The organism is Paenibacillus sp. 23TSA30-6, from assembly GCF_014858585.1.
Classification (GTDB): domain Bacteria; phylum Bacillota; class Bacilli; order Paenibacillales; family Paenibacillaceae; genus Paenibacillus.
The window spans coordinates 1-20,443 of the sequence record NZ_SLTL01000018.1 but is presented as its reverse complement, the minus strand read 5'-3'; the positions used below and the strand labels follow the sequence as shown (position 1 = coordinate 20,443).

The 20,443-nt window shown below is 46.6% G+C and carries 21 protein-coding genes; 12 read left to right on the top strand and 9 right to left on the bottom strand.

Annotated features, from left to right (window positions below; translation table 11 throughout):
- Positions 1-3: 3 nt before the first annotated feature.
- From E0698_RS16740 to E0698_RS16725, 4 genes are all read right to left on the bottom strand, one after another.
- Positions 4-141, bottom strand: a complete 138-nt coding sequence (locus E0698_RS16740; protein ID WP_149095696.1) for a Spo0E family sporulation regulatory protein-aspartic acid phosphatase — start codon at positions 139-141, stop codon at positions 4-6.
- A 233-nt stretch (positions 142-374) separates the two neighbouring features.
- Positions 375-830 (bottom strand): hypothetical protein, encoded by a 456-nt coding sequence (locus E0698_RS16735; RefSeq protein ID WP_192512277.1) that lies wholly within the window; start codon positions 828-830, stop codon positions 375-377.
- Between the two features lie 248 nt (positions 831-1,078).
- Entirely contained in the window at positions 1,079-1,258 is a 180-nt protein-coding gene (locus E0698_RS16730; RefSeq protein WP_134911264.1) for an aspartyl-phosphate phosphatase Spo0E family protein, read from the bottom strand.
- Positions 1,259-1,516: 258 nt separating this feature from the next.
- Positions 1,517-2,890 carry a helix-turn-helix domain-containing protein gene (locus E0698_RS16725; RefSeq protein ID WP_192512276.1) on the bottom strand — a complete coding sequence of 458 codons (1,374 nt, stop codon included), beginning with the start codon at positions 2,888-2,890 and terminating at the stop codon, positions 1,517-1,519.
- Positions 2,891-3,192: 302 nt separating this feature from the next.
- Here E0698_RS16725 and E0698_RS16720 point away from each other — a divergent pair, with 302 nt between their 5' ends.
- The gene (locus tag E0698_RS16720; RefSeq protein WP_192512329.1) at positions 3,193-4,239 is read left to right on the top strand and encodes a hypothetical protein; all 1,047 of its coding nucleotides are present in this window, start codon (positions 3,193-3,195) and stop codon (positions 4,237-4,239) included.
- Between the two features lie 27 nt (positions 4,240-4,266).
- Here E0698_RS16720 and E0698_RS16715 read toward each other — a convergent pair whose 3' ends face one another.
- Positions 4,267-5,826, bottom strand: a complete 1,560-nt coding sequence (locus E0698_RS16715; protein WP_192512275.1) for an Ig domain-containing protein — start codon at positions 5,824-5,826, stop codon at positions 4,267-4,269.
- A 195-nt stretch (positions 5,827-6,021) separates the two neighbouring features.
- Positions 6,022-9,321, bottom strand: a complete 3,300-nt coding sequence (locus E0698_RS16710; protein ID WP_192512274.1) for a DUF5695 domain-containing protein — start codon at positions 9,319-9,321, stop codon at positions 6,022-6,024.
- A 271-nt stretch (positions 9,322-9,592) separates the two neighbouring features.
- Between E0698_RS16710 and E0698_RS16705 the strand changes: the two genes are divergently transcribed.
- The gene (locus E0698_RS16705) at positions 9,593-10,231 is read left to right on the top strand and encodes a pentapeptide repeat-containing protein (protein WP_134911259.1); all 639 of its coding nucleotides are present in this window, start codon (positions 9,593-9,595) and stop codon (positions 10,229-10,231) included.
- 11 nt (positions 10,232-10,242) lie between these two features.
- On the top strand, positions 10,243-10,848 hold the full coding sequence (locus E0698_RS16700; RefSeq protein WP_192512273.1) for a pentapeptide repeat-containing protein: 606 nt from the start codon (positions 10,243-10,245) through the stop codon (positions 10,846-10,848).
- Positions 10,849-10,862: 14 nt separating this feature from the next.
- Here E0698_RS16700 and pdxR read toward each other — a convergent pair whose 3' ends face one another.
- The gene (pdxR, locus tag E0698_RS16695) at positions 10,863-12,368 is read right to left on the bottom strand and encodes a MocR-like pyridoxine biosynthesis transcription factor PdxR (protein ID WP_134911257.1); all 1,506 of its coding nucleotides are present in this window, start codon (positions 12,366-12,368) and stop codon (positions 10,863-10,865) included.
- A gap of 115 nt (positions 12,369-12,483) precedes the next feature.
- Between pdxR and E0698_RS16690 the strand changes: the two genes are divergently transcribed.
- The 7 genes from E0698_RS16690 (at position 12,484) to E0698_RS16665 (ending at position 18,069) form a co-directional block, all read left to right on the top strand.
- On the top strand, positions 12,484-13,095 hold the full coding sequence (locus tag E0698_RS16690) for a pyridoxamine 5'-phosphate oxidase family protein (protein WP_134911256.1): 612 nt from the start codon (positions 12,484-12,486) through the stop codon (positions 13,093-13,095).
- Positions 13,096-13,296: 201 nt separating this feature from the next.
- Complete coding sequence (locus E0698_RS16685) at positions 13,297-13,884, top strand: TetR/AcrR family transcriptional regulator (protein ID WP_134911255.1); 588 nt, start codon at positions 13,297-13,299, stop codon at positions 13,882-13,884.
- A 112-nt stretch (positions 13,885-13,996) separates the two neighbouring features.
- The gene (locus tag E0698_RS26985; RefSeq protein WP_023986941.1) at positions 13,997-14,098 is read left to right on the top strand and encodes a hypothetical protein; all 102 of its coding nucleotides are present in this window, start codon (positions 13,997-13,999) and stop codon (positions 14,096-14,098) included.
- Between the two features lie 344 nt (positions 14,099-14,442).
- The gene (locus E0698_RS16680; protein ID WP_134911254.1) at positions 14,443-14,898 is read left to right on the top strand and encodes a MerR family transcriptional regulator; all 456 of its coding nucleotides are present in this window, start codon (positions 14,443-14,445) and stop codon (positions 14,896-14,898) included.
- 41 nt (positions 14,899-14,939) lie between these two features.
- Positions 14,940-16,151 carry an MFS transporter gene (locus tag E0698_RS16675; protein WP_192512272.1) on the top strand — a complete coding sequence of 404 codons (1,212 nt, stop codon included), beginning with the start codon at positions 14,940-14,942 and terminating at the stop codon, positions 16,149-16,151.
- 27 nt (positions 16,152-16,178) lie between these two features.
- The gene (locus tag E0698_RS16670; protein ID WP_192512271.1) at positions 16,179-16,607 is read left to right on the top strand and encodes a universal stress protein; all 429 of its coding nucleotides are present in this window, start codon (positions 16,179-16,181) and stop codon (positions 16,605-16,607) included.
- A 43-nt stretch (positions 16,608-16,650) separates the two neighbouring features.
- Positions 16,651-18,069: an aldehyde dehydrogenase family protein gene (locus E0698_RS16665; protein WP_192512270.1), complete on the top strand. Its 1,419-nt coding sequence runs from the start codon at positions 16,651-16,653 to the stop codon at positions 18,067-18,069.
- 67 nt (positions 18,070-18,136) lie between these two features.
- On the opposite strand, the gene E0698_RS16660 is transcribed toward E0698_RS16665, so the two are convergent.
- The gene (locus E0698_RS16660; protein ID WP_192512269.1) at positions 18,137-18,292 is read right to left on the bottom strand and encodes a hypothetical protein; all 156 of its coding nucleotides are present in this window, start codon (positions 18,290-18,292) and stop codon (positions 18,137-18,139) included.
- 267 nt (positions 18,293-18,559) lie between these two features.
- Between E0698_RS16660 and E0698_RS16655 the strand changes: the two genes are divergently transcribed.
- Entirely contained in the window at positions 18,560-19,111 is a 552-nt protein-coding gene (locus E0698_RS16655) for a hypothetical protein (RefSeq protein ID WP_192512268.1), read from the top strand.
- Positions 19,112-19,317: 206 nt separating this feature from the next.
- A complete protein-coding gene (locus tag E0698_RS16650) occupies positions 19,318-20,220 on the top strand; it encodes a DUF3800 domain-containing protein (RefSeq protein ID WP_192512267.1) in 903 nt (300 codons plus the stop codon).
- A gap of 24 nt (positions 20,221-20,244) precedes the next feature.
- On the opposite strand, the gene E0698_RS16645 is transcribed toward E0698_RS16650, so the two are convergent.
- The coding region (locus tag E0698_RS16645) for an IS3 family transposase (protein WP_192512266.1) at positions 20,245-20,443 on the bottom strand (199 nt) is incomplete at its 5' end.

The window sequence follows — 20,443 nt, the reverse complement described above, 5'->3', positions numbered from 1 at the left end:
GTGTTACAATAAATAGGCGAGCGACCTCACCACAAGTTTCTCGCCCAGAACCATTGATTGTTTGAGTACACTAGCGTGACCAAAGCCATATTTATTTTGGAGGTCATACAGTTGTTGTCTAGCTACTTCTACCGCTAACACAAAAGACCTCCTATAATTAAGGAAGTCTTTTGTGTTTGACCGCTGTGATAGAGCCTACAATAATTCAACTGTAAGTACGAAAAAGCATAAAGTCAAGTCCTATGGTGTTACGTTAGTAACAAGCTGAGAAATTCCTACAATAACCAAGAAAATGTAGATTAAAACAATTCCCAAAACAGAGACCCCTACAATCTTCCATACTTTCTTCTTATTCAATTCAGAACCTCCAACGGTTAGTTAATGTCTCCTGTGTACTGACCAGTAGTACCCCAAGCTTCGCCTCTAACTTCGTTACCGTTGGCTCTGAATTGAATTACATATTTTCCTGAAGGCATCCCATTAGGGAATGAATTAACGCTAGTCCACGTTAATGTGTCTCCTTTGCCAACAGTTTTATAGACATACTCTTTCCCGTTACCTTGCAAGCTCCAAGTGAGATTTGATGTTCCTGCATTCCGAACTTTAATCCTTACATGTCCATAACCTTTTTCAACAATTAAGTTCATCGTCGGACTTGTCCCACCAAGAACCTCATGTACCTCTTGACCAGTTTGTTGGATAACTATACCTCTACCATCCTTCGATACTTTGATTCCCGCAGTAGGAGCAGCAGAGGCTGCCAGTGGAACTACTGCCGTAAGAGCTAAGACACCCGCAAGAATTACTGCTGTATTTTTCAATGTTAACATACTAACACGTCCATTTCTATTTTTTTGTATTACCACACAACATTAACATATATAAGGTATCATTTGTATATTTTTCTTGAAAAAAATGTAAAATAATACTAAAGCATTATGTTACCACATTTATCCTTTATATTATAAAATTTCATTCATTAAAAGCATATATTACTATATTTATTAAAATAAGGATCATAAAAATTGAAGGAGTAAACACATTGAGTGACGCGTTTATTCACCCAAATCAGCTACATTTAAACAGTCGGATTTTTTTTACGTCTATAATAAGTGTATTGATATTGATTGATAAGTTCGTCCAGAACCATTGATTGTTTGAGTACACTAGCGTGACCAAAGCCATATTTATTTTGGAGATCATGCAGTTTTTGTCTAGCTGCTTCTACATGGTGACTCAAAATGTTGTCGGTTTGCATCACAGTTCCCCCTTTGTACTCTTATTTTAGGGATTCATGTGGAAACCATTGAAAAGTAAATGTTTGGTACATGTTCTATATATTCCAAAGAGAAAAAACGTACTCTAAGAGTACGTCCCTTAATTCACTTCATCTAAAATGGGTTACATTTCGCCGTGGTATGTCGGTTGATAGCTGGACCCTTTATCTTGAAGTTGTAAGGGAACAGTTACTATCGCTACTAACATAAAGCTGGTTACTAAAAAGGTTAACAGTATTTTACACTTCATCTTTGTTCACCTCATTAATGATATTTTTGTACGCTTTCTTTGTATCAGATGACGCATAATCATGATAAGACTCAAACAGGCTCATACATTTAATTATATACGATTTATTATTGATTAATGTAGATTTTTCCAAACAACTAAATAAAAATTTGAAGCCATCAGTAAATTTTCCTTTGGTCAAATAATAGGCGGATAATTCCTTGGAAAAATGTATAAAGCGTTCTGTTATGAATCGTTGAGTATAAAAACTTTCAACTTTTTGTTGTTCCAGATAAGATGAAATATCTGCTTCGAATTGCTTTAGAATATCATCTACATCAAAATGATATCGGTTAGCAGCCTCAAGGATGTTATCAAGCGCGGGAAGAACCTCATCTTTTCTTGAAGAAATATAAGCTACATAATCGGGAAGCACGTTCCTGTCGCCCGAAAGAAGCTTATTTACATACATATTTACTACTGCCCAATCCTCATAATTCTTTTTCCATTTCAAGGTTTCTTCATCCGTATCCGTTACCCAGCTTAAATTAGCATACTTTTTAATATGATAAAATGCCTGTTCGTAATCTCTTCTTTCGCCACAGGCTTGCATTCGAAGTAAATGTGAGAATGCCCAGTAAGCAAACAAAGGGAAGCTTGGTTGCTTTGAATTTTCTTTTTTTGCTCGATGTTGCTGTTTGCTCAATTTGTATTGAATCTCAGCCTTTTCTCCCAAAGCTTTAGCGAATAATTCTACTTTGTCCCATTTACGCAACGAACGATATGTATTCGCTAAAGCTTTTAGCCCATCTAGTTGGTCTAGTTCGTCCAAACGATCAACGTAGGTTCCAAACTGCACGGCTGCTTCATAGTTTTTTTCCTGGTTATCCCCTTGCCTGCTCTGAAACAGACGGTACTGACATAGAGCCAAGCGCTCCGAGTGCTGCTTATTCTCACTTAGAGCCACGTTTTCATAAAGTATAGCTGCTGCCTCATACAAACCGTCTTCAAATAGTTTCTCAGCCAGTTCAAATAATGGATTAGCATAGCCCAACTTATCCAATAACATATTTACGACTTGCTGAATACAATCCAATTTATTCAATTTTGCACAACTTTCCAAAAAAGGACTCATTCTTCGCCAGTTGGGGTCGGCATCGGCCAAGTACTCAGAAATATAGTGCTCATAATAATAACCAATAGGGTGTCCCATCGTTTCTGTGATTCGATCCAATTGGTAGACTGAGAGCTTGCGATTTCCATTGACGAAGCCGCTAATTGTGCCGGGATTCATATTGCATGCCCTGGCTAAATCGCTAACACCTAATTTTTTTTCTTTCATGTACTTCATCAGTTCTGCGAGTATCGTGGTTGTATTGGACAAAATAAACCACCCCTTTAAATAAATAGGATATCAATCATTTTAAAATAAGAACATCAAAATCAAATGATAAAATGTCAATTTCGGAAATGAGTATACCATCTTTTGGGATATTTTTGTATACCTTTCAATGGTTTACTTTATATATACATAATAATTTTGGGGATTTTTCGAATTCAACTAATCTTACGGCGTTTGGTAGTGCATCGGTTGATTTGAATCTGCAACAGCGATCGTAAGATCAAATGGAACGCGGAGCGGCCACAGCCATACAATATTTCATCTGAATGTCAAAGGGGATGATTATGTTGGCTACCTTCTCGGCCGCCCTTCAAGTGAAAAAGCGGATGGCCAAGCGAGTCTTAAAAATGTCCGGTGTCCACGGCATCGGCGTAGGGTATAGGGACCCTGCACATCCCAAAAAGGGGGCCGCTGTCATTGTGTACACAGATCGGCTGGCCACGGCCTCTACCGGACTTCTGTCGGCCACAGCACTAGGCAAGCAAACGAGCGTTCCTGTCCGGATTGTTAAATCCGGAAAGATCAAAGCCAATGCCACGGACTACAGGGTACGCATACGCCCGGTCATCGCCGGCTACAGTGTCGGAACGGTTGAAGGCTCCGGTACGACCGGGCTGATCGTTGCCCCAACTGGAGCGCCGGCGACGCGTTATCTTTTTAGCAATAATCATGTCCTCAATCCCTCCAATACAGATAACCGAGAGGCTACAATACAGCCAGGCGGAGCCGATGGGGGGACGGATACCCGAGATCGTATAGGGCGGTTGTATCGTTACGTACGCTTGAATCCCACCGGTACGAACCTGATTGATGCGGCTCTTTCGCTTCCGACACGTAACAACCTGCTCAATCCGCGTTATGCTACAGTAGGAGCGATTCCAGGTCATGTTACCGCTTATCGCATAGGAGAAAGATTGAAGAAGGTAGGGCGTACGACCGGGCGGGTCAATGGCACGGTAGAGTCCGTCTATACGGACCTGCAAATCAATTATGGCGGAGAGTTGGGCCTGCTGACCTTCGAAGATCAGACGGTTATTAGAGGTACGACTCCTGTATCACTACCTGGGGATTCCGGCTCTGTATGGCTCAGACAGTCAGATAATTATGCAGCTGCGGTCAACTATGCAGGCACGGCAGATGGCCGCTTATCCATAGCCTTTCCGGTGCAGTGGTTCATGCAGGTATTCAACACACGGGTAGCCCGCCCCAACGGGGCAGGCAGGGTGCTCAGGGTCGATACAGGATCTTCCCCTCGCTCCTATACTAGGCAACTCACCAGTGAGGAGCTGGTTCGCTTAAGACCAAGAACGACACGGATTAGACGGAGCTAATGTCCCATAGGTGGAATAACTGCTTTCTCACAAACTAATCGTAAAGCTGCGTGTGAACGGCTTCGCCAACTCATCATAATCCCGAAGCTCGATCGTAAAGGTGTAGCTGTTTTGCGACTGGCTGGCGGATACAGTGCCGCTGATCGTTCCGGTAAAGCGGTCGAGTGTCAGCCCGGTAGGCAGATTGCCGCTTTTCAGTGTCCAGTCGTAGAAGGGGACTCCACCCTTGGCTGTAAGTTTTTGGCTGTAGCTTTGTCCTTTGACGGCTTTGGGCAAGGAGGCTGTGACGATTTCCGGTTCGAGGAAAGGTGTCAGCTTGCGGTTCAGCTTCCAGCCTGCTTTCTCGGCTATGAGCAGCGTCAGCTTGTTCAGCATCCAGCGGCGTACCGGGAATTCTGCCACCCAGCCTGCGCTTTGTCCGCTGAGACGGTCCCAGTATTGCCGATCCGCCGGGATGTGATAGCTTCCATCCAGCGGAACCCGGACGCCTTGGTACGCTTCAACGACGGAATCGGCGCCGCCGCTGCTATGATAAGCCTGCATCCCCGACCATGTATCACTGAAAGCGACGGCATGGCCAAACTCATGCATGATGAGTCCGTATACGTCTGTTACCTGAGTCAGATCGGTTTTGTACCAGTCGTCGTCATTCAGCGAGGTAAATACCTGAGCATCTGGATAAAAATCGAGCGCAGTTCCTAGCGAACGGTGGATGGGACCCGGAACGCGGACGCCGTTTTTCGTGTGGTAATAACCACTGTTACCGGGCCATCCGGTCGAATAAGGGCCATCGATACCACGCAGGAAAATCCATTCTCCATTATAAGGAGCGTTATTCGTGCCAATCGTATGCCCGTTCCAGTCGTTGTTCGGAATATAGTTGCGTTCAGCTCCGGCGGGAACGGTATCGAACGGCTCGACATCGAAGAAGTAAAACCAGTCCTTAATCGCCTGCTCGGCTGCTTTGCGGATACCTGCATCATCAAAATAGTGATTGACCGTATCGTAGCGATAATCGAACACCAATGGGAATTTGGTATCCTGATTATCGTCCTGATCCCATACCCGGATTGGAATCGTATGGGTCCGCGTGGCCCCCGCGCTGTCTGCAATGGTGAGGGACAGCGTATAGTGCTCAATCTCGTCCGGGCCACCGTTGCGGTCAGGTGCAACCTCCAGCTTAAAATCCTTCCTCTCGGATGCATTGTTAAAATTCAGCACCTTCGTAGCGCCAGTGGCAGATAACGTACTGGGCAGATTCATCATAAGTCGGGACGTTCCTTGCGCCTTGAGTGTGATGCTGATCGGATACGCCGCACTGGCAGGTGGCTTCACGGTCAGGTTAATGAATGGATTGGCGATATAGCCTTGCCAATCCACCAGTTCAACGCCGTACCAGTTAATAATCCGCCCGAAGCGGTCGATCACCTCGGCATCGCTGCCAATCGCTTGCGGGGATACATCGGAAGCTGAGACTTGTGCAGTTATGGATTCGAGGAGAGTCTGGTTTGTAGAAGCAGAAGAAGTACCGCATGAATCACAGTCAACACTTGCCAACAGGGGTGGTCTTGCATGTTCTTTACACATGGCGGAATCCTCCTCAAAGCCGGACGGCCTCTAAACCGGGCAGCAACAAGGCTTCCACGAGAGCCGTCCGCCTTTTTTACTCAAATGAATAGGGCATAAAACCATTCATAGCCTGAGTGATTCACGATGCAAATCATTCACGGCACAAATCATTCACAAGTTAAACAGTTAATGGTATAAAATAATTACATCCGCTTAATCTGCCCCTTCGGCATACGAACTGGCTACCTTTTTAGGGTCTGCAACAGTACTGCTTACCGAGGCCAAGCTGCGAATCTCCTGAGCTGTCAGCGCTCTGTTGTAGATGATCAGTTCATCTACTGCCCCGTTCAGATAAGGATCATCAAACTGGGATTTTCCAATATAGTTCCGGTCCGTCAGCCCAAGGCTGGACGGCTTTAACGTCATGTTCGTATTTCGCGTCGCTTCTATACCATCTACATACATAATTCCCGTGTTGTCCGACAGTGTCACGGCCACATGTTTCCAGACCCCTGTCGCCAGTTCCGGGGCATTTAACTGCTGTTCCTCCCCGTTACCCGAGACGGTGACGGCAAAGCGCATACCTGTCCCCTCGGCCTTGGGTGTCAAAAACATATACCGATCCGTGCCTGCTCCAAAATCAAACAGACGGGCCCAGCCGTTATGCGTGTTCACCCGCACCCAGGTCGCAATCGTAAAATCGTTAACGCTGCTGACCAGACCACCGGGCAGGCTGGCATAGGCGGCTGTGCCGTTTAAGAGCAGGGCGTTGCCGTTCCGTCCGGCGCCCCACGAGCCGCCGTTCACATTGGCCTGCTGCCCATTACCTGACAAATCGGCCGCGGTAGATCCGCTTGTTTCATTAAAATCATAGCGGGCTACAACGTCTCCGGCTGGAGTCGGATTACCTGAGCCTGTCTGAATACGAATATCGTAGGAGGCCGCCGTACCGATATTCAGTCTGACCGTAGCCGCTGAACCGTTAATAGCCGTGACGGAGCCGGTTTTCGTTCCATCTACGAGCACGTCGTACGTACCTGCGGCCAGTCCGGTCAAGGTCAGAACGGTAGTGTGAGCTGTGCCTGCTGTTGTGTTTTTCAGCGTGAAGCGGACGTTGTTCTTGGACTTGGACACGATGGCTGAGCTGTATTGGTCCCGATTCAGCTCCAGACTCAGCTTTTGGGTGATCAGATGCAGCCGCTGGAATACACCGTCCTTGGGAGTGATCGTATAGTTGTTACCGCTTTCTGTAACGTCACAGCCATAGCCATACAAGCCGAAAATGGGATCGACAGCAATGTCCGAGCTTAGAACTTTAATCGCTCCGAACAGCCCCAAATCCGCTTCCCCGGACATGCCGCGCCAGCCGTTGAAGAGCGGACCGCCGTCCAGACCAAGAGCGCCGTAATTGCCCTTACCCGCCTGATACGTCCACGATACTGCACCGATATTGGCTGGATCGGAGCTGATCTGTCCCGAGTTAATGGCCCCGATGTTAGCGAGCTTGGCGGCATAGGACAAGCGTTGATCTACTTCGGGCTTGGACGAATAACGGCGTGTCCAGTCATCCATCGCGTAGCCTGCCAGCGAGGTGGTGTACTGGAAGTTCCACCAATTTTCCCCGGTAATCGTGACCGGATCGGCGTAGTAATACCACACAGGCATATGACCGCGTGCGGCACGTGTTTTGGCGTTGATTTTACTCATCATCGTCGTATTGCTGTTCATTTTAGCGAGCGTATATACCGCTTCCTCGCCTGTATTGTCATAGTTATACTCGGAGCCGTAGGGATAGGTGGTGTTTTTGAAATTGTTGTACTTGGTAGCCATTTTGGCGATCAGGTCGTTAGCCTCGGTGGTCATGCCTTCTTCCTGTAGCGCTTTAATGATATCCGGCGTGGTCAGTTCACCCATGAGCCCTGTGTTCCAGTTGTAGGCGACAGGGCCTTCATACAATGCCTTGAAAATACGATAAGCGCGTAGCAAATACGTGTTTTTGCTATTGCGGTAGCTAATCAGGTTCGGATACAGCTTGGTGAGCTTATACATGCTGAAAAACGTGTTGTAAATATGCGGATAGGCATAGCCCCGGTACGTCGGTGTTGTGTTGGGCTGTGGCATCAGGAAATCGGGAACCAGATAATCGGTATGATGGCCTTCCATCAGATTCGTCCAGACGGTAACCTCCAGATAATCATCGACTGCTTTAATCTCGGATACCACGGGCTTCTGAACGTTTTTCTCAGCCAGAAACTGGCCATGGGTTAATCCCCAATCGTCGCCCCAGCCCCAGTAGCCTGCAAAGCTGTTGCGCTTGGCCTTATATTGCATCATCCAGTCGTCAAACACCTTGTCCCGCAGGTCGCCTGGCACGTTCCACTGGGTACTGTTGATCATGAAGGTAGAGTGGCGCTGAAGTGCGGCGTCGACTGGCTCGATGGCATAGAATTGGAGAACGGTTTTTTCGCCGTTGCCATAGTTCACGGTAATATTGTTGTGCCCCAGCCGTCCCAGTGCAAGCTCATATATTTTATGATTTGTGGGGGCTGTTTCCAGATAACTGATGGTGGTTTCAGATGGATACTGTGCTGTGACAGAGGTAATGGATTTGCTGGTATGCAGATCGAATTTAGCCTTGAGATTCGTCGGGAAAATCATGCCCGGAACCACGGTCACATCTACATGTCCCTCGCTGTACAGCCTGTCCTTCACGGCCTGCTCGTCCGCTACCTTGTAAAATTTAAAGGCATACGTTTTGCTTTCGCCTGGAGCCAGCGACAGACTGGTGTTGGAAAGATAGCCACGGTTGGTGCTCTTGATGACATTGGAGTGGATATAGAACACATTTAGTCCTTCGGACCAGCCGCCTTGCTCCATAGCCCACGTACTGCCCGGGTGCTCCTCGACTCTCCAATGATCCTGATATTCGAGACCTGCGCCTGTAGAGGAATCAGGGGCTAGCAGTAGATAAGGCCCGATGCCGCTAGGCCGTCCAGCGGTAATAAAAGAACTGTTATGCCCTACAAAGGAGTGGGAAAGTACCCTTGTTTCATAGATTTGTTCGTTATTGCCGCCGGACCAATACTCGTTAAAAGGCAGCGGAAGCCCCCAATCTCCGATTTCCAGCGTTTGATTGGAAGTGTTCGTTACTTTCATCTGCCAATGCAGGTAATCGTTAACCAGCGAATACGTTTCATTTAATGTAAAATTACGTATTCCCTGATTGTTTGAAGAATTTTGATACGATACTTGAACACTACTGCCGGATGAAGTGATCGTGCGTGCATCCGCAGAGTTGCTTGTCCATGCCCGAGTCCACGCCCCGTTACCGATACGGTAGGTAAACATGAGTTCACCAAGCCACTGATGATCTGCCGTATTTTGTTTGGGTGCATTGGAGCTGTTCATGACATAGTTCGTATTGAATGTGTCTCCTACCAGACGTAAGGAAGAGATATCCCCGTAATCTCCGACTGAGATGGAGAACACATTATTGGATAGCTGTACTGCCATGCTATCAACCTCCTTAAAAAAAGGTTCGTGAGTATACTCACAACGTTAATATATGTGACAGACATGCTTTTGCTACGCTATGTGTGGAGATTGATAGAAAATAGATTCGTATATTAGGGTGCATAGATGACAGATTCGAAATCCGGTGACCCTCTGGGTAGCGCGGCTTTTCTCATTTTACAGGTACGTGTATAAAGCCATTGTTACTGCGTCGCATCATCATATAAACTAGACATATGCCGGAATAAGCACTCAGAAGGTGGAGATAGCTATGGAAATTAAGATAGAGTTGCCGAAAATTCCTTCAGACTTACCTGTATTAACCGATGAAATGTACTCCTTACGATCCAAGGATGAATTTAACACGGGGTCTGTAGAGGATATGACCATGGATAATGTGGAAGCTACCAGGGTTTCGTTTGAGAAGATGACTTTTAAAAATGTTACGATTATGGAATCGTCATTGCCGGAAAGTGAATGGACAGATGTTATTTTCGATAAATGCGACCTGTCTAATATTAACTTTTCCGGTTCCTTTATTCACCGGGTAGAGTTTAGAAATTGCAAACTGCTCGGAACAGACTTCTCCAGAAGCAGACTCCAAAATGTTCGTTTTCTGGATTGCTTAGGGGATTATTCAATGTTTCGCTTTGCCAATTTCAAGCAGGTTGGTTTTGAGGATTGTTCATTGATAAGCTCTGACCTTTATCATTTGACGCTACAAAAAACCTTTTTTACCCGTTGCAATATGGATCAGGCCATGCTGTCGGGGTCCAAGCTCAAGGGGATTGATCTGAGCGATTGCGAATTCGATGGACTACAGGTGGATATCGAAGACCTGGATGGGTGCATGATCTCTCCGCATCAAGCTTCGTCTTTTGTGGGGCTGTTAGGGCTAGTGATTAAATAAGGGGGATCATTATGTTTCAGTATCAAGAGCAGCAATATGAGGACATTGATTATAGCGGGAAAGATTTAAGGGATGGTGAACTTATTCGTTGCACCTTTGAACGTTGTACTTTTACGAACGGTTCGTTGGAGGAAATCATGACCAGCGAATGTCGTTTTATCGAATGTGATTTTCAAGGGGCGCTGTTGAACGGTTCTATTCATACTGAATCAGCTTTTATAAATTGTAACTTTATTGAAGCCAATCTGTTCGTCACCAAATTCAGCAATTGTAAAATGACGGGTTCGGACTTTTCAAAAGCAAAAATAGACGGCATTACGCTCGTTCAGGGGGATTGGTCTTATACCAATCTGCGGCAGGCCCGGCTGGAAAAGCAGGATTTGAGAGGAGTACGCTTTTATGAAGCGGATCTCTCGGATGCCAATCTGCAGAAGGCAGACCTCAGAGATTGCGACCTGACCAGAGCTATTTTAGCTCATGCCAAGCTACAGGGAGCCGATTTACGTGGTGCTACTATGGATGGAGTCGATTTTAAAGCACTTGTTGTCAAAGGTGCACGGATGGATCGAGACCAGGCGCTGGCGTTCTTGCGTTCATATGGTGCGAAGGTCGATTGAGGCGAAGGTTCCACTCATTTTTTTATACTATCCCAAGCCTGGCGCAGACGGTTAATGCCTTCAATCATTTGGTGTTCCGTTAAATGGGCAAAAATAAAACAGGCGGATGGGGGGCCTGGCGTCAGTTGGTAATCGGCTGCATCACGCCATGTGACTCCGAAAGACCGGGCCGCCTGCATCAATTGCTGATACTGAGCAGGCTCATGCTTCCAGACCGCATAGGCATGCAGGCCGCAGTCAGTCTGATGCCATTGAAACAGTCCACTCAACTGCTGCATTTCGCGCTGGAACACCTCGTAACGTGATCTGTACATCCGGGTCATCCGACGCAGATGGCGAACATAGTCGCCGCGTATCATAAAGCGTGCCAGTGCGCGCTGTTCCAGACGGGCAGGAGGCAGCGGGTCATATAGCCGTTTGGCGGCTGTTAGCGCTTGAGCCAGTGCAGCGGGCAGAATAGCGTAGCCCAGTCGAAGACTGCTGAACATGCTTTTGGAAAAGGAACCGACATAGATGACACAATCCGCGCGATCCAGTGCTTTCAGCGGTTCAATCGGTCGTCCTGCCCAACGGAATTCGCTGTCATAATCATCTTCGATAATCCACGCGCCTCTGGACACCGCCCATTGCAAAATATGTTGACGGCGGGCTAATGGCAATACAGCTCCGGTTGGAAACTGTCGTCCCGGTGTAACAAATAGTAATCTGGAATCCCAATCCTGCGGAATAATTCCTTGTTGATCCAGCTCAGCAGCTTGCACCTGTCCGCCCGATGCGGTAACCGCACGGTGAATACCGGGATAACAGGGATTTTCCAGCACGATGGGATCTTGCTCATTAATAAGCAACTGGCATAATAAGGTGATCACTTCCATGGAGCCACTGCATAATACGACTTGATCCGGGTGGGCCATAATTCCCCGCGTTCTTCCAACATGCTGACAAATCGCTTCACGCAACCATTCATCGCCATTCACGGGTGCTGTCATCAAGGCAGACGAAGGCTTTTGCAAGTCTTTGCCAGCGGCAGCCATTGCGCTTTTCCATGCGGTCAGTGAATTGCCTTCCAACACCACTTCTCCTGCCTGAAAAGAAATCAGGGGTTGTTGAGCCGCATCTTCATTTACACCAGAAGCAGAAGACGGCCGTGACTCTCTTTCCATCTGCATAATCCGTTGTCCCCATGTGGACAGAGCTGGGGGTGTTTGTTTAACAGAAGGTGCTTGTCGGGTCTGCTTATCAATCGATGATGTGTTGGGTAGCAACGCGGTTTGTTCAATGACAAAAGTCCCTCTGCCTACCGCCGTTTCCACGTACCCTTCTGCCAACAACATATCGTAGGCTTCTGCAACACTGCCCCGCGAAATTCCATACATCACAGCCAGATCACGACTGGAAGGCAGGCGCGTACCGCTGGCAAGTGATCCGTTCAGAATTCCTTCCCGAAGAGCATGATACAAGGCCAAATATTTATGATGATACAGTTGAATAGCACGCTGATAAGCAATCGTAATATCCATAGCCTTCTCCTTCCATTGGACTACTCATTTTCGATCATATTGGATCTATTCATTGATCCATTTTCAACATAATCTGAAATGTAGCGCTGGTCAATAGACGAAAGGAGCATGATCCATGAGAAGAAAAGAATTTACGGTGGCAGAAGAAGAGGAAATAGAGCTATTTCTGAGCGAGGTCAGTTTCGGTTTTCTGGGCATGAACAGCGAGGATGGGTTCCCGCGGGTTGTACCCTTGAATTTTGCTTATGGAAATGGTGTTTTTTATATTCATGGCAGCCGTGCCGGAGAGAAGATGGAACGGATGAAGGAGGACAACCGGGTTACTTTTTCCGCTGCCAAAGAGTATGCGCTCATCCCGTCTTATTTTACGGATGAACATATGGCATGTCCGGCGACATCATTTTTTAAAAGTATTACCGTGCGAGGTCATGCGGAACAGGTAGTGGAACTGGAAGAAAAGGCATCTGCCTTTTCCATTTTTATGAGTAAGCTGCAACCGGAGGGCGGCTATGAACCTATCGATGCCAGCGATCCCCGGTATGCTTCACGTCTGAAAGGGGTTGCGCTGATCAAGATTGTACCGGATGAGTGGACCGCAAAATTCAAATTCGGGCAGAATGTTAAAGAGCAGGAACGTCAACAGATTATCGACGGTTTGCAAAACCGAGGGCGGGATGATGATCTGACAACCATTGAAATGATGCGCAAATATTGTCCTCACCACTGATCCGGCGTCATCATTCTTGCTTGCTCACGGTCTAATTGGTTAATACTACCTTAAAGGGAGATGCCCTTATATTTTCAAAACCTTCATTTCTTCTGTATTAGGACTTTGGAAGGACAGGCATATATCATCCTCAAGCCCATTGTTCTTACCGCAAGGGAACTTTATAATACGATAGATTTGTGGAGTAAGGGGGCAGGGACCGTGACGAGAGCAGGAGTCAGAAGTCGGGAAGGTCGACGGTTGTTACTGGAGGCGGGGGCTGAGGAGTTCGCTCAGACCGGTTTTTATCAGACCAAGGTAAGTTCGATCGCGGCGCGTGCGGGATTGACGCAGCCGGATTTTTATATTCATTTTGAGAGTAAGGAACAAATGTATGAGGAGCTTGTTGAGAGCTTCCGAGTGTTGGTGAATGAGACGGTCCAATGCATGAAGGTGGAACCGGATCAAAGCCAAGCTGAAATTTTGAGCCGGGGGCTAGTGTTTCTGGAATCCATTTTTCGTATGTTATCCAATAATCCGGCGATAACCCGTGTCGGATTTTACCAGGCGTCGGACTCGGTGCGTATCAAGGCAGAAATGGCAGGTCATATTAAAAAGCATCTGCTTGCGGCACAACGATGGGGTTCTTGCCGTGAGGAATTGGACCCGGAGCTGACAGCGGAATGCGTCGTTGGTTTGATTGAACGGTTGACGTTAACCAAACTGCTGACTGGCAGCGAAAGTCCATCCGTGCTTGCCAAGCAGACGCGAAACCTGTTGTATCACGGCATGCTGGCGCATGAAGGATAACGGAACCAAAGCGAATGACCTACATTTGGGCGGGAGGCGCGGCATCTGTACCTATCATGGTTGGCAACATACGCATAAGATGCTTTTGTAAACCTTGAAGGGAGGAATCAGTATGTCTGGAGTAGGCGCTGGTTATGGAGCTTTCACATCTACAGGAGCGATTCTGGTACTTTTTATTCTGCTCGTTATTATCTCCAAAGCATTTATCATCTAATTCGTAGCTCAAGAATTTAAATTCGGGCGATTTGCTGTAATCAGTAGGGAGGAGGAATACGAAATGGGTGAAGTAGATAGAGGTTGTGGCGGCTGTAACATCTGGACTTCCACTGGTGTTATTCTGGTTCTCTTCATTTTACTGGTTATCATCACTCGTACTTGTTTCATCTAAAGCTATAATCATGGGCTTGAGCGCCGATGCTTCGGGCCTATGAACATGCAAGTCGAAACAGGAACCGTCTCTAATAGGAGCGGTTTCTTTTTTTTCTCCAAAGTTAACGTTGACGTTAATGTTAGATAGGCGTAGTATTTATATATAAACTTTTTCATAAGGTGGGTGTCATGGTTACGTATAAAATTGATGAGGTCGCCAAGCGATGCGGTTTGACCAAGCGAACCATTCGTTATTATGAGGAAATCGGTCTGTTGCCCTCCCCGCAGCGCAGCGAAGGGAATATGCGGCTGTATACACAGGAGGATGTGGATTTACTGAAAAAAATTGTGAGTGCCAAGGAAGTCCTTGGTTTCTCCTTGCAAGAACTTCAGCGTTACATGTCCGCAGCGGAAATGCTCAAGGGTCAGCGGGAGGAATATCGTGAGCGAACGGATATCCTGCATCCTGTTGAGCGCCGGGCCATGTTGGAGGATATGGAGGTAACACTGAACGAACAACTGGAGCTGATGGAGGGAAAAATCAACAGCATCCGTATGCTCCAGACCGAGCTGGAGGAGCTGCGGGTCAGGGTTCGCGAACGAAAGGTTCTGCTTGATAAGGAACTTGGCAGCGACCCGTCATAAGCGAATCATTTTATATTTAGATATGGAGGTTACATCCTACTATGAGTTCACAACACGCATTACCTGATGAGTTAAAAAAACAGGCAGGCTTGCTGTCTCAGCCCAAGGCGGTATGGGCGGTTGCTTTTGCCTGCGTTATTTCATTTATGGGACTGGGATTAGTCGATCCTATCCTTCCGGCCATCGCCGATCAGCTTCATGCCACCAAGAGTCAGGTGTCACTGCTGTTCACCAGCTATAATCTGGTGACAGGCGTAGCTATGCTGATTACGGGCGTAGTGTCCAGCCGATTGGGTGTCAAATGGACGCTGCTGACCGGGATATTGTTGATTATTGTGTTTGCCGGGTTGGGAGGTACAGCCGATACGGTTGGCGGGATTGTGGGCTACCGGGCAGGCTGGGGTCTGGGGAACGCCCTGTTTATTGCAACGGCGCTGTCTGCGATTGTAGGTCTGTCCACTTCGGGAACAGCCAAAGCCATTATTTTGTATGAGGCGGCCCTGGGTCTAGGGATTTCGGTCGGCCCGCTGCTTGGCGGTGAGCTAGGCTCCATTTCTTGGCGCGGTCCGTTCTTCGGTGTAGCTGCGCTGATGGTCGTGGGATTTTTGTTCATTACATTTATGCTGCCTTCGATTCCGAAGCCTAAAAAGCGCGGTTCGATTGCTGATCCGTTCAAAGCGCTCACTTATCCGGCCCTGCTAACGCTGGGCATTGTGGCTTTGTTGTATAACTTCGGATTTTTTACGCTGATGGCGTATTCTCCATATGTGATGCATTTGGACGAGCACGGTTTGGGCTATGTCTTTTTCGGCTGGGGGATTATGCTGGCCTTTACCTCGGTGTTTGTAGCACCGAAGATTCAAGCACGCTTTAGCGTGGTATCTTCCATTAGTGTCATGCTGACGCTGTTTGCCATTGATTTAGGCGTTATGGCGATAGGAACGGTCGCAGGATCACCGAAGACTGTCATTGTTGCGGTGATCGTGGCTGGTATTTTTCTGGGGATTAACAATACATTGATCACAACGGCTGTGATGCAGGCAGCTCCGGTGGAGCGCTCCACGGCATCTGCGGCTTACAGCTTTATGCGCTTTTTGGGTGGCGCAATCTCGCCGTGGCTTGCAGGGAAGCTGTCCGAGTGGTATACGGCGGAAACTCCATTTTATTTTGGCGCATTGATGGTACTGCTGGGTGTAGCGGTACTGATCGTACGTCGTCGACATATGCAGGATATACAGATTGATGCTCACTAACAATGAACTTCTGAGGAGGAAAAGAGTATGAGCGAATACAAGCATATTCTGGTCGCGATTGATGGTTCGGAACAGGCTATGAAGGCGTTGGAGACAGCCAAAGCGCTGTCCAAACAGCTTCAGGGTGAACCGCGTCTGACCATATTGCATGTGAACCCGGCTTTATCCATGAATGAGCCCCCGGTTGGGGTGGATGTGGATGAGCGAATTGAGGAAGAAGGGCGCCATATATTAGAGCCAGCTTCCGACTTTCTGAAGGACGAGGGTATTTCTTACCGCATGCTGGCGGGTCATGGTGATCCGGCGAGTATCATTTGCAAAAGTGCAGAGCAAGAGCAGGTGGATCTGATCATTATGGGAACACGGGGCAAAGGGCTGGTTTCCGAAATGATCCTGGGCAGCGTCAGCCATCATGTGATCCAGCATGCACCTTGCCCTGTGCTGACGGTAAAATAAACGGTAGAATAAACGTTAATATAGGGAGAAGGAGGCCATAAGTATGCAGCAGCATTTATTTATTGGCGGTGAATGGAAAGCAGCACTATCGTATACGGCACTGAAATCACCGTATTCCGGTGAGGTGATTGCTGAGGTGGCAGAGGCCACAGCAGAGGATGCCAAGGCTGCCATTCAGGCGGCATCTGATGCCCGCGCTGAAATGCGGGCTATGCCTGCGCATCAGCGGTCAGCCATTTTGGAGAAGCTGGCTGATTTGCTGGACGCGCGGCGTGATGATGCGGCGCGTATCATTGCACGCGAAGCGTCCAAACCGTGGAAGGCTGCGCTGGCAGAGGTTGACCGGACGGTGCAAACCTACAAGTTTGCAGCCGAGGAAGCCAAGCGGATTCACGGGGAAACGATCCCGATGGATGCCGCACCGGGGGGTGAGGGGCGTATGGCCTACACCCTCAAGGAGCCTGTCGGCGTTGTGGGAGCCATCACGCCGTTTAACTTCCCGATGAACCTGGTCGCTCACAAGGTGGGTCCCGCTTTGGCGGCAGGCAATACGGTCGTATTGAAGCCAGCGGAGCAGACGCCGCTGTCGGCTTACTTGATCGCGGAGCTGCTGGAGCAGGCAGGATTGCCTGCGGGCGCTCTTAACGTGATCAGCGGCGACGGTAAAACGATCGGCAACGTTCTCGTTACCGATCCGCGCGTCAGCTATATCACCTTTACCGGTAGTCCGGCGGTAGGTACGGAAATCCGCTCCAAGGCTGGCTTGAAGCGGGTCACATTGGAGCTAGGCTCCAATGCAGCGGTCATCGTCGACAGCGATACGGACGTGGACGCGGTCATTGACCGCTGTGTGAGCGGAGCTTTTGCCAATCAGGGACAGGTATGTATCTCGGTCCAGCGTATTTACGTCATGGACGAGCTGTATGATACTTTTGTATCCCGATTCATAGAGGCGGCCCAACGCTTGAAAACAGGTGATCCCCTTGATCCGGACACGGATGTATCTGCGCTTATTTCAGCGAAGGACGTCAAACGTGTTCGTGAATGGCTGGATGAAGCCGTTCAGGCGGGCGCAAAGATCGCTCTGGGCGGTCAAGCCGAAGGCGGGATTTTGGAGCCGACCGTTCTGTTGAATGTGGACCCGACTTCCAAGGTGTCCTGCCGCGAGGTGTTTGCCCCACTGGTGCTGATTCATTCCGTAAGCTCTATAGATGAAGCCGTTCATCATGTGAACGATTCGATCTATGGCTTGCAGGCGGGGATTTACACCCGTAATATAACGACTGCGCTGGATGCGGCGGACAAGCTTCAGGTCGGCGGTGTGATGATCAATGATATTCCGAGCTTCCGCGTCGATCATATGCCGTATGGCGGTGTGAAGCAAAGCGGTACCGGACGCGAAGGCGTGAAGTACGCTATGGAAGAAATGCTGGAAGTGAAGCTGGTCGTGATTAAAAGATAACAAAAGCCTGTCTGAAAAGGGAAGGAGATACACATAATGTGTACCTACCCAGATTCAGCGGGCTTTTTTAGTAAGGATCTTTAGCGCAAAATTTTCCGAACCCACTTGAGTTTATCGCCGTAAGGCGGGTAAGCACTTCATGTTCAACCTGTTTATCTTCTGTAAATAAATACAGTGCCAGTGGCTTCAGATGATCCATTACCGTCTGGATGGCCTCTTCCACTGTTCAAATTCCAGCATCGGCAGATCGGACCGAATATTACATCCTGCATCGCAGCATCAGACCAGGATTGGGACTCCAGAAGAGTAGTTTGCTTGTTTTCCCATATCTATAAGTTCTCCTTAAATGTTTAAACATTTAAACCTAATGGAAGGAGTATAGTCTTCTTGATGCGTGTATTCAAGTTGAAAAAGCTATTATTCCTACTCTTTAAAACCTTTCATGAAAAGCTAAGTTATCTTAGATTAACTAAAGCTGAAGGGGGTTATTATGAAAACACCGGCTTCTGAAGTTATAAGAAAGACAGCTCTAAAAATATTAACTGAAAATCCAAATGGTATGCGTCTTTCTGATTTGAAATTTTCAACTGAAAAAGAACTAGAAGAGATTATTGAACCAGATAATTCGAAGAACGGGAAATTTAGATCAGCATTATGGGATCTGGAGAAACGTTATCCTGAATATGTTCTTAAGGAAAAGCAAGAGAAATCGGCAGTGTTTTTTCCCACTGAGAAGTTACAAAATGAAAAAGAGGATATCGTAGTTCCTAAATATTCACCCACGGCGAGGCAAATGTATGAGGAGATGCATTCCAGGGGGGAGAATAGACATAGTGATTATATAGAAATGAAGGCAAAATTAATGGACGTTATTGAACTAATTGAGGAAATTAATCTAGATGGTTTTGATATCAAAACCATAGAGAATTCTAAGGAAGCTACGGATATTGTAAAGGCTTTGATTTACTTAGAAGGCTTAAAGGATCTAAAATACAGTATGCAAAATGTTCAATCACAACCTCGTCATCATTTTAGGTATTAAAAACTTATTAAAAATAAAAAACAACCCAGCTCTGCTAACGAAGCGGAGAAGGGTTGTTCCTAAAGTGTAGTCAGCACTGCTAACGAAGCGGGGAAAACTACACTCAATCTTATTATATATATAATTAATGATAATATGTATCGAGGAAAATGTCAAATTGAACTTTATTAATCTTATGCAATCAACGAAGGGAACGGTAATACAAAATGAGTTTTCATTTGTACTTTGATGAAGCCAACAAAATTGATCAACCGGGAAAAGCTTTCTCGTACTATGGTGCCTATGGTGGAATGGACACCACAATGGCTAACATAACCAAAGCAATCAGAGATATCTATATATCTCTAAATACACAGAGTGAACTTCACTTTACAGAATATAATCATGATCAGTATTTAAAAAAATACTTCAAAGTGCTTAATCATGTTATCAATCAAGACATAAATATCAATATCATAATTGTTAACAATCAGAATGCACATTCAATTGCTCAGCAAATGAATTTAACCATGCTTGAGCTTCGAGGGTTATTATACATAAAGATTCCTGAGAGGCTATTTTATGGGGTTACCCGGCATTTAAACTTACCTAGTAATATTGATGTCAAAATAAGTGTGGATCGTAACGATGAATATAAAGTATTGAGATTATACTCAAAAATTAAAGAGCAAATGAATGCACATTCAGTATACAGAAACCGAAGATATACAATTGAATCAGTTCGTTCACAGAAATCCCATGAATCCATTCCGTTGCAAATTATAGATACTTTTATGGGTATAATTGTATTTTTGATGGAGCAAGGTTATGCAGAAAACTCTGATGCTTCGATGATTAAAAGTGACTTAATTTATCGGTTTTTATCAGAAGGTCAGAACACTGAAAGATTTCAGAATCAGATTAAGTTATTTCAATGGGATGGTAGTAATAAGTTATCGAATTTGCCTGTAAGCAATTATATATCAAAGTTTATGGTTCACAAAACGCAATTTGATATAAAAGAGATAACTAAGTTAAATTCCTTATTAATTAGGGACCCAAACCGGACTACCAGAGAATACAGGGAGCTAATGGGGTATCCCAATACGAGATTGGACTACTGTCAATAGAATGGACACCCAAAGTCGAGAATTTCAAGCGGGTTTTCGGTACAACCGTTCATACTGATTTGGAGATACATAACCTAGGGAAGAGTGGATTCGTTTTCCATTATAAAAGCATGTAATATATTCGAAAATCTGCTTCTTTGCCTCACGACGGGTTTTGTAGTGGTCTAAGTAAATCAGTTCCTTCTTTAGAACGCTGTGAAAGGATTCGATACAGGCGTTGTCA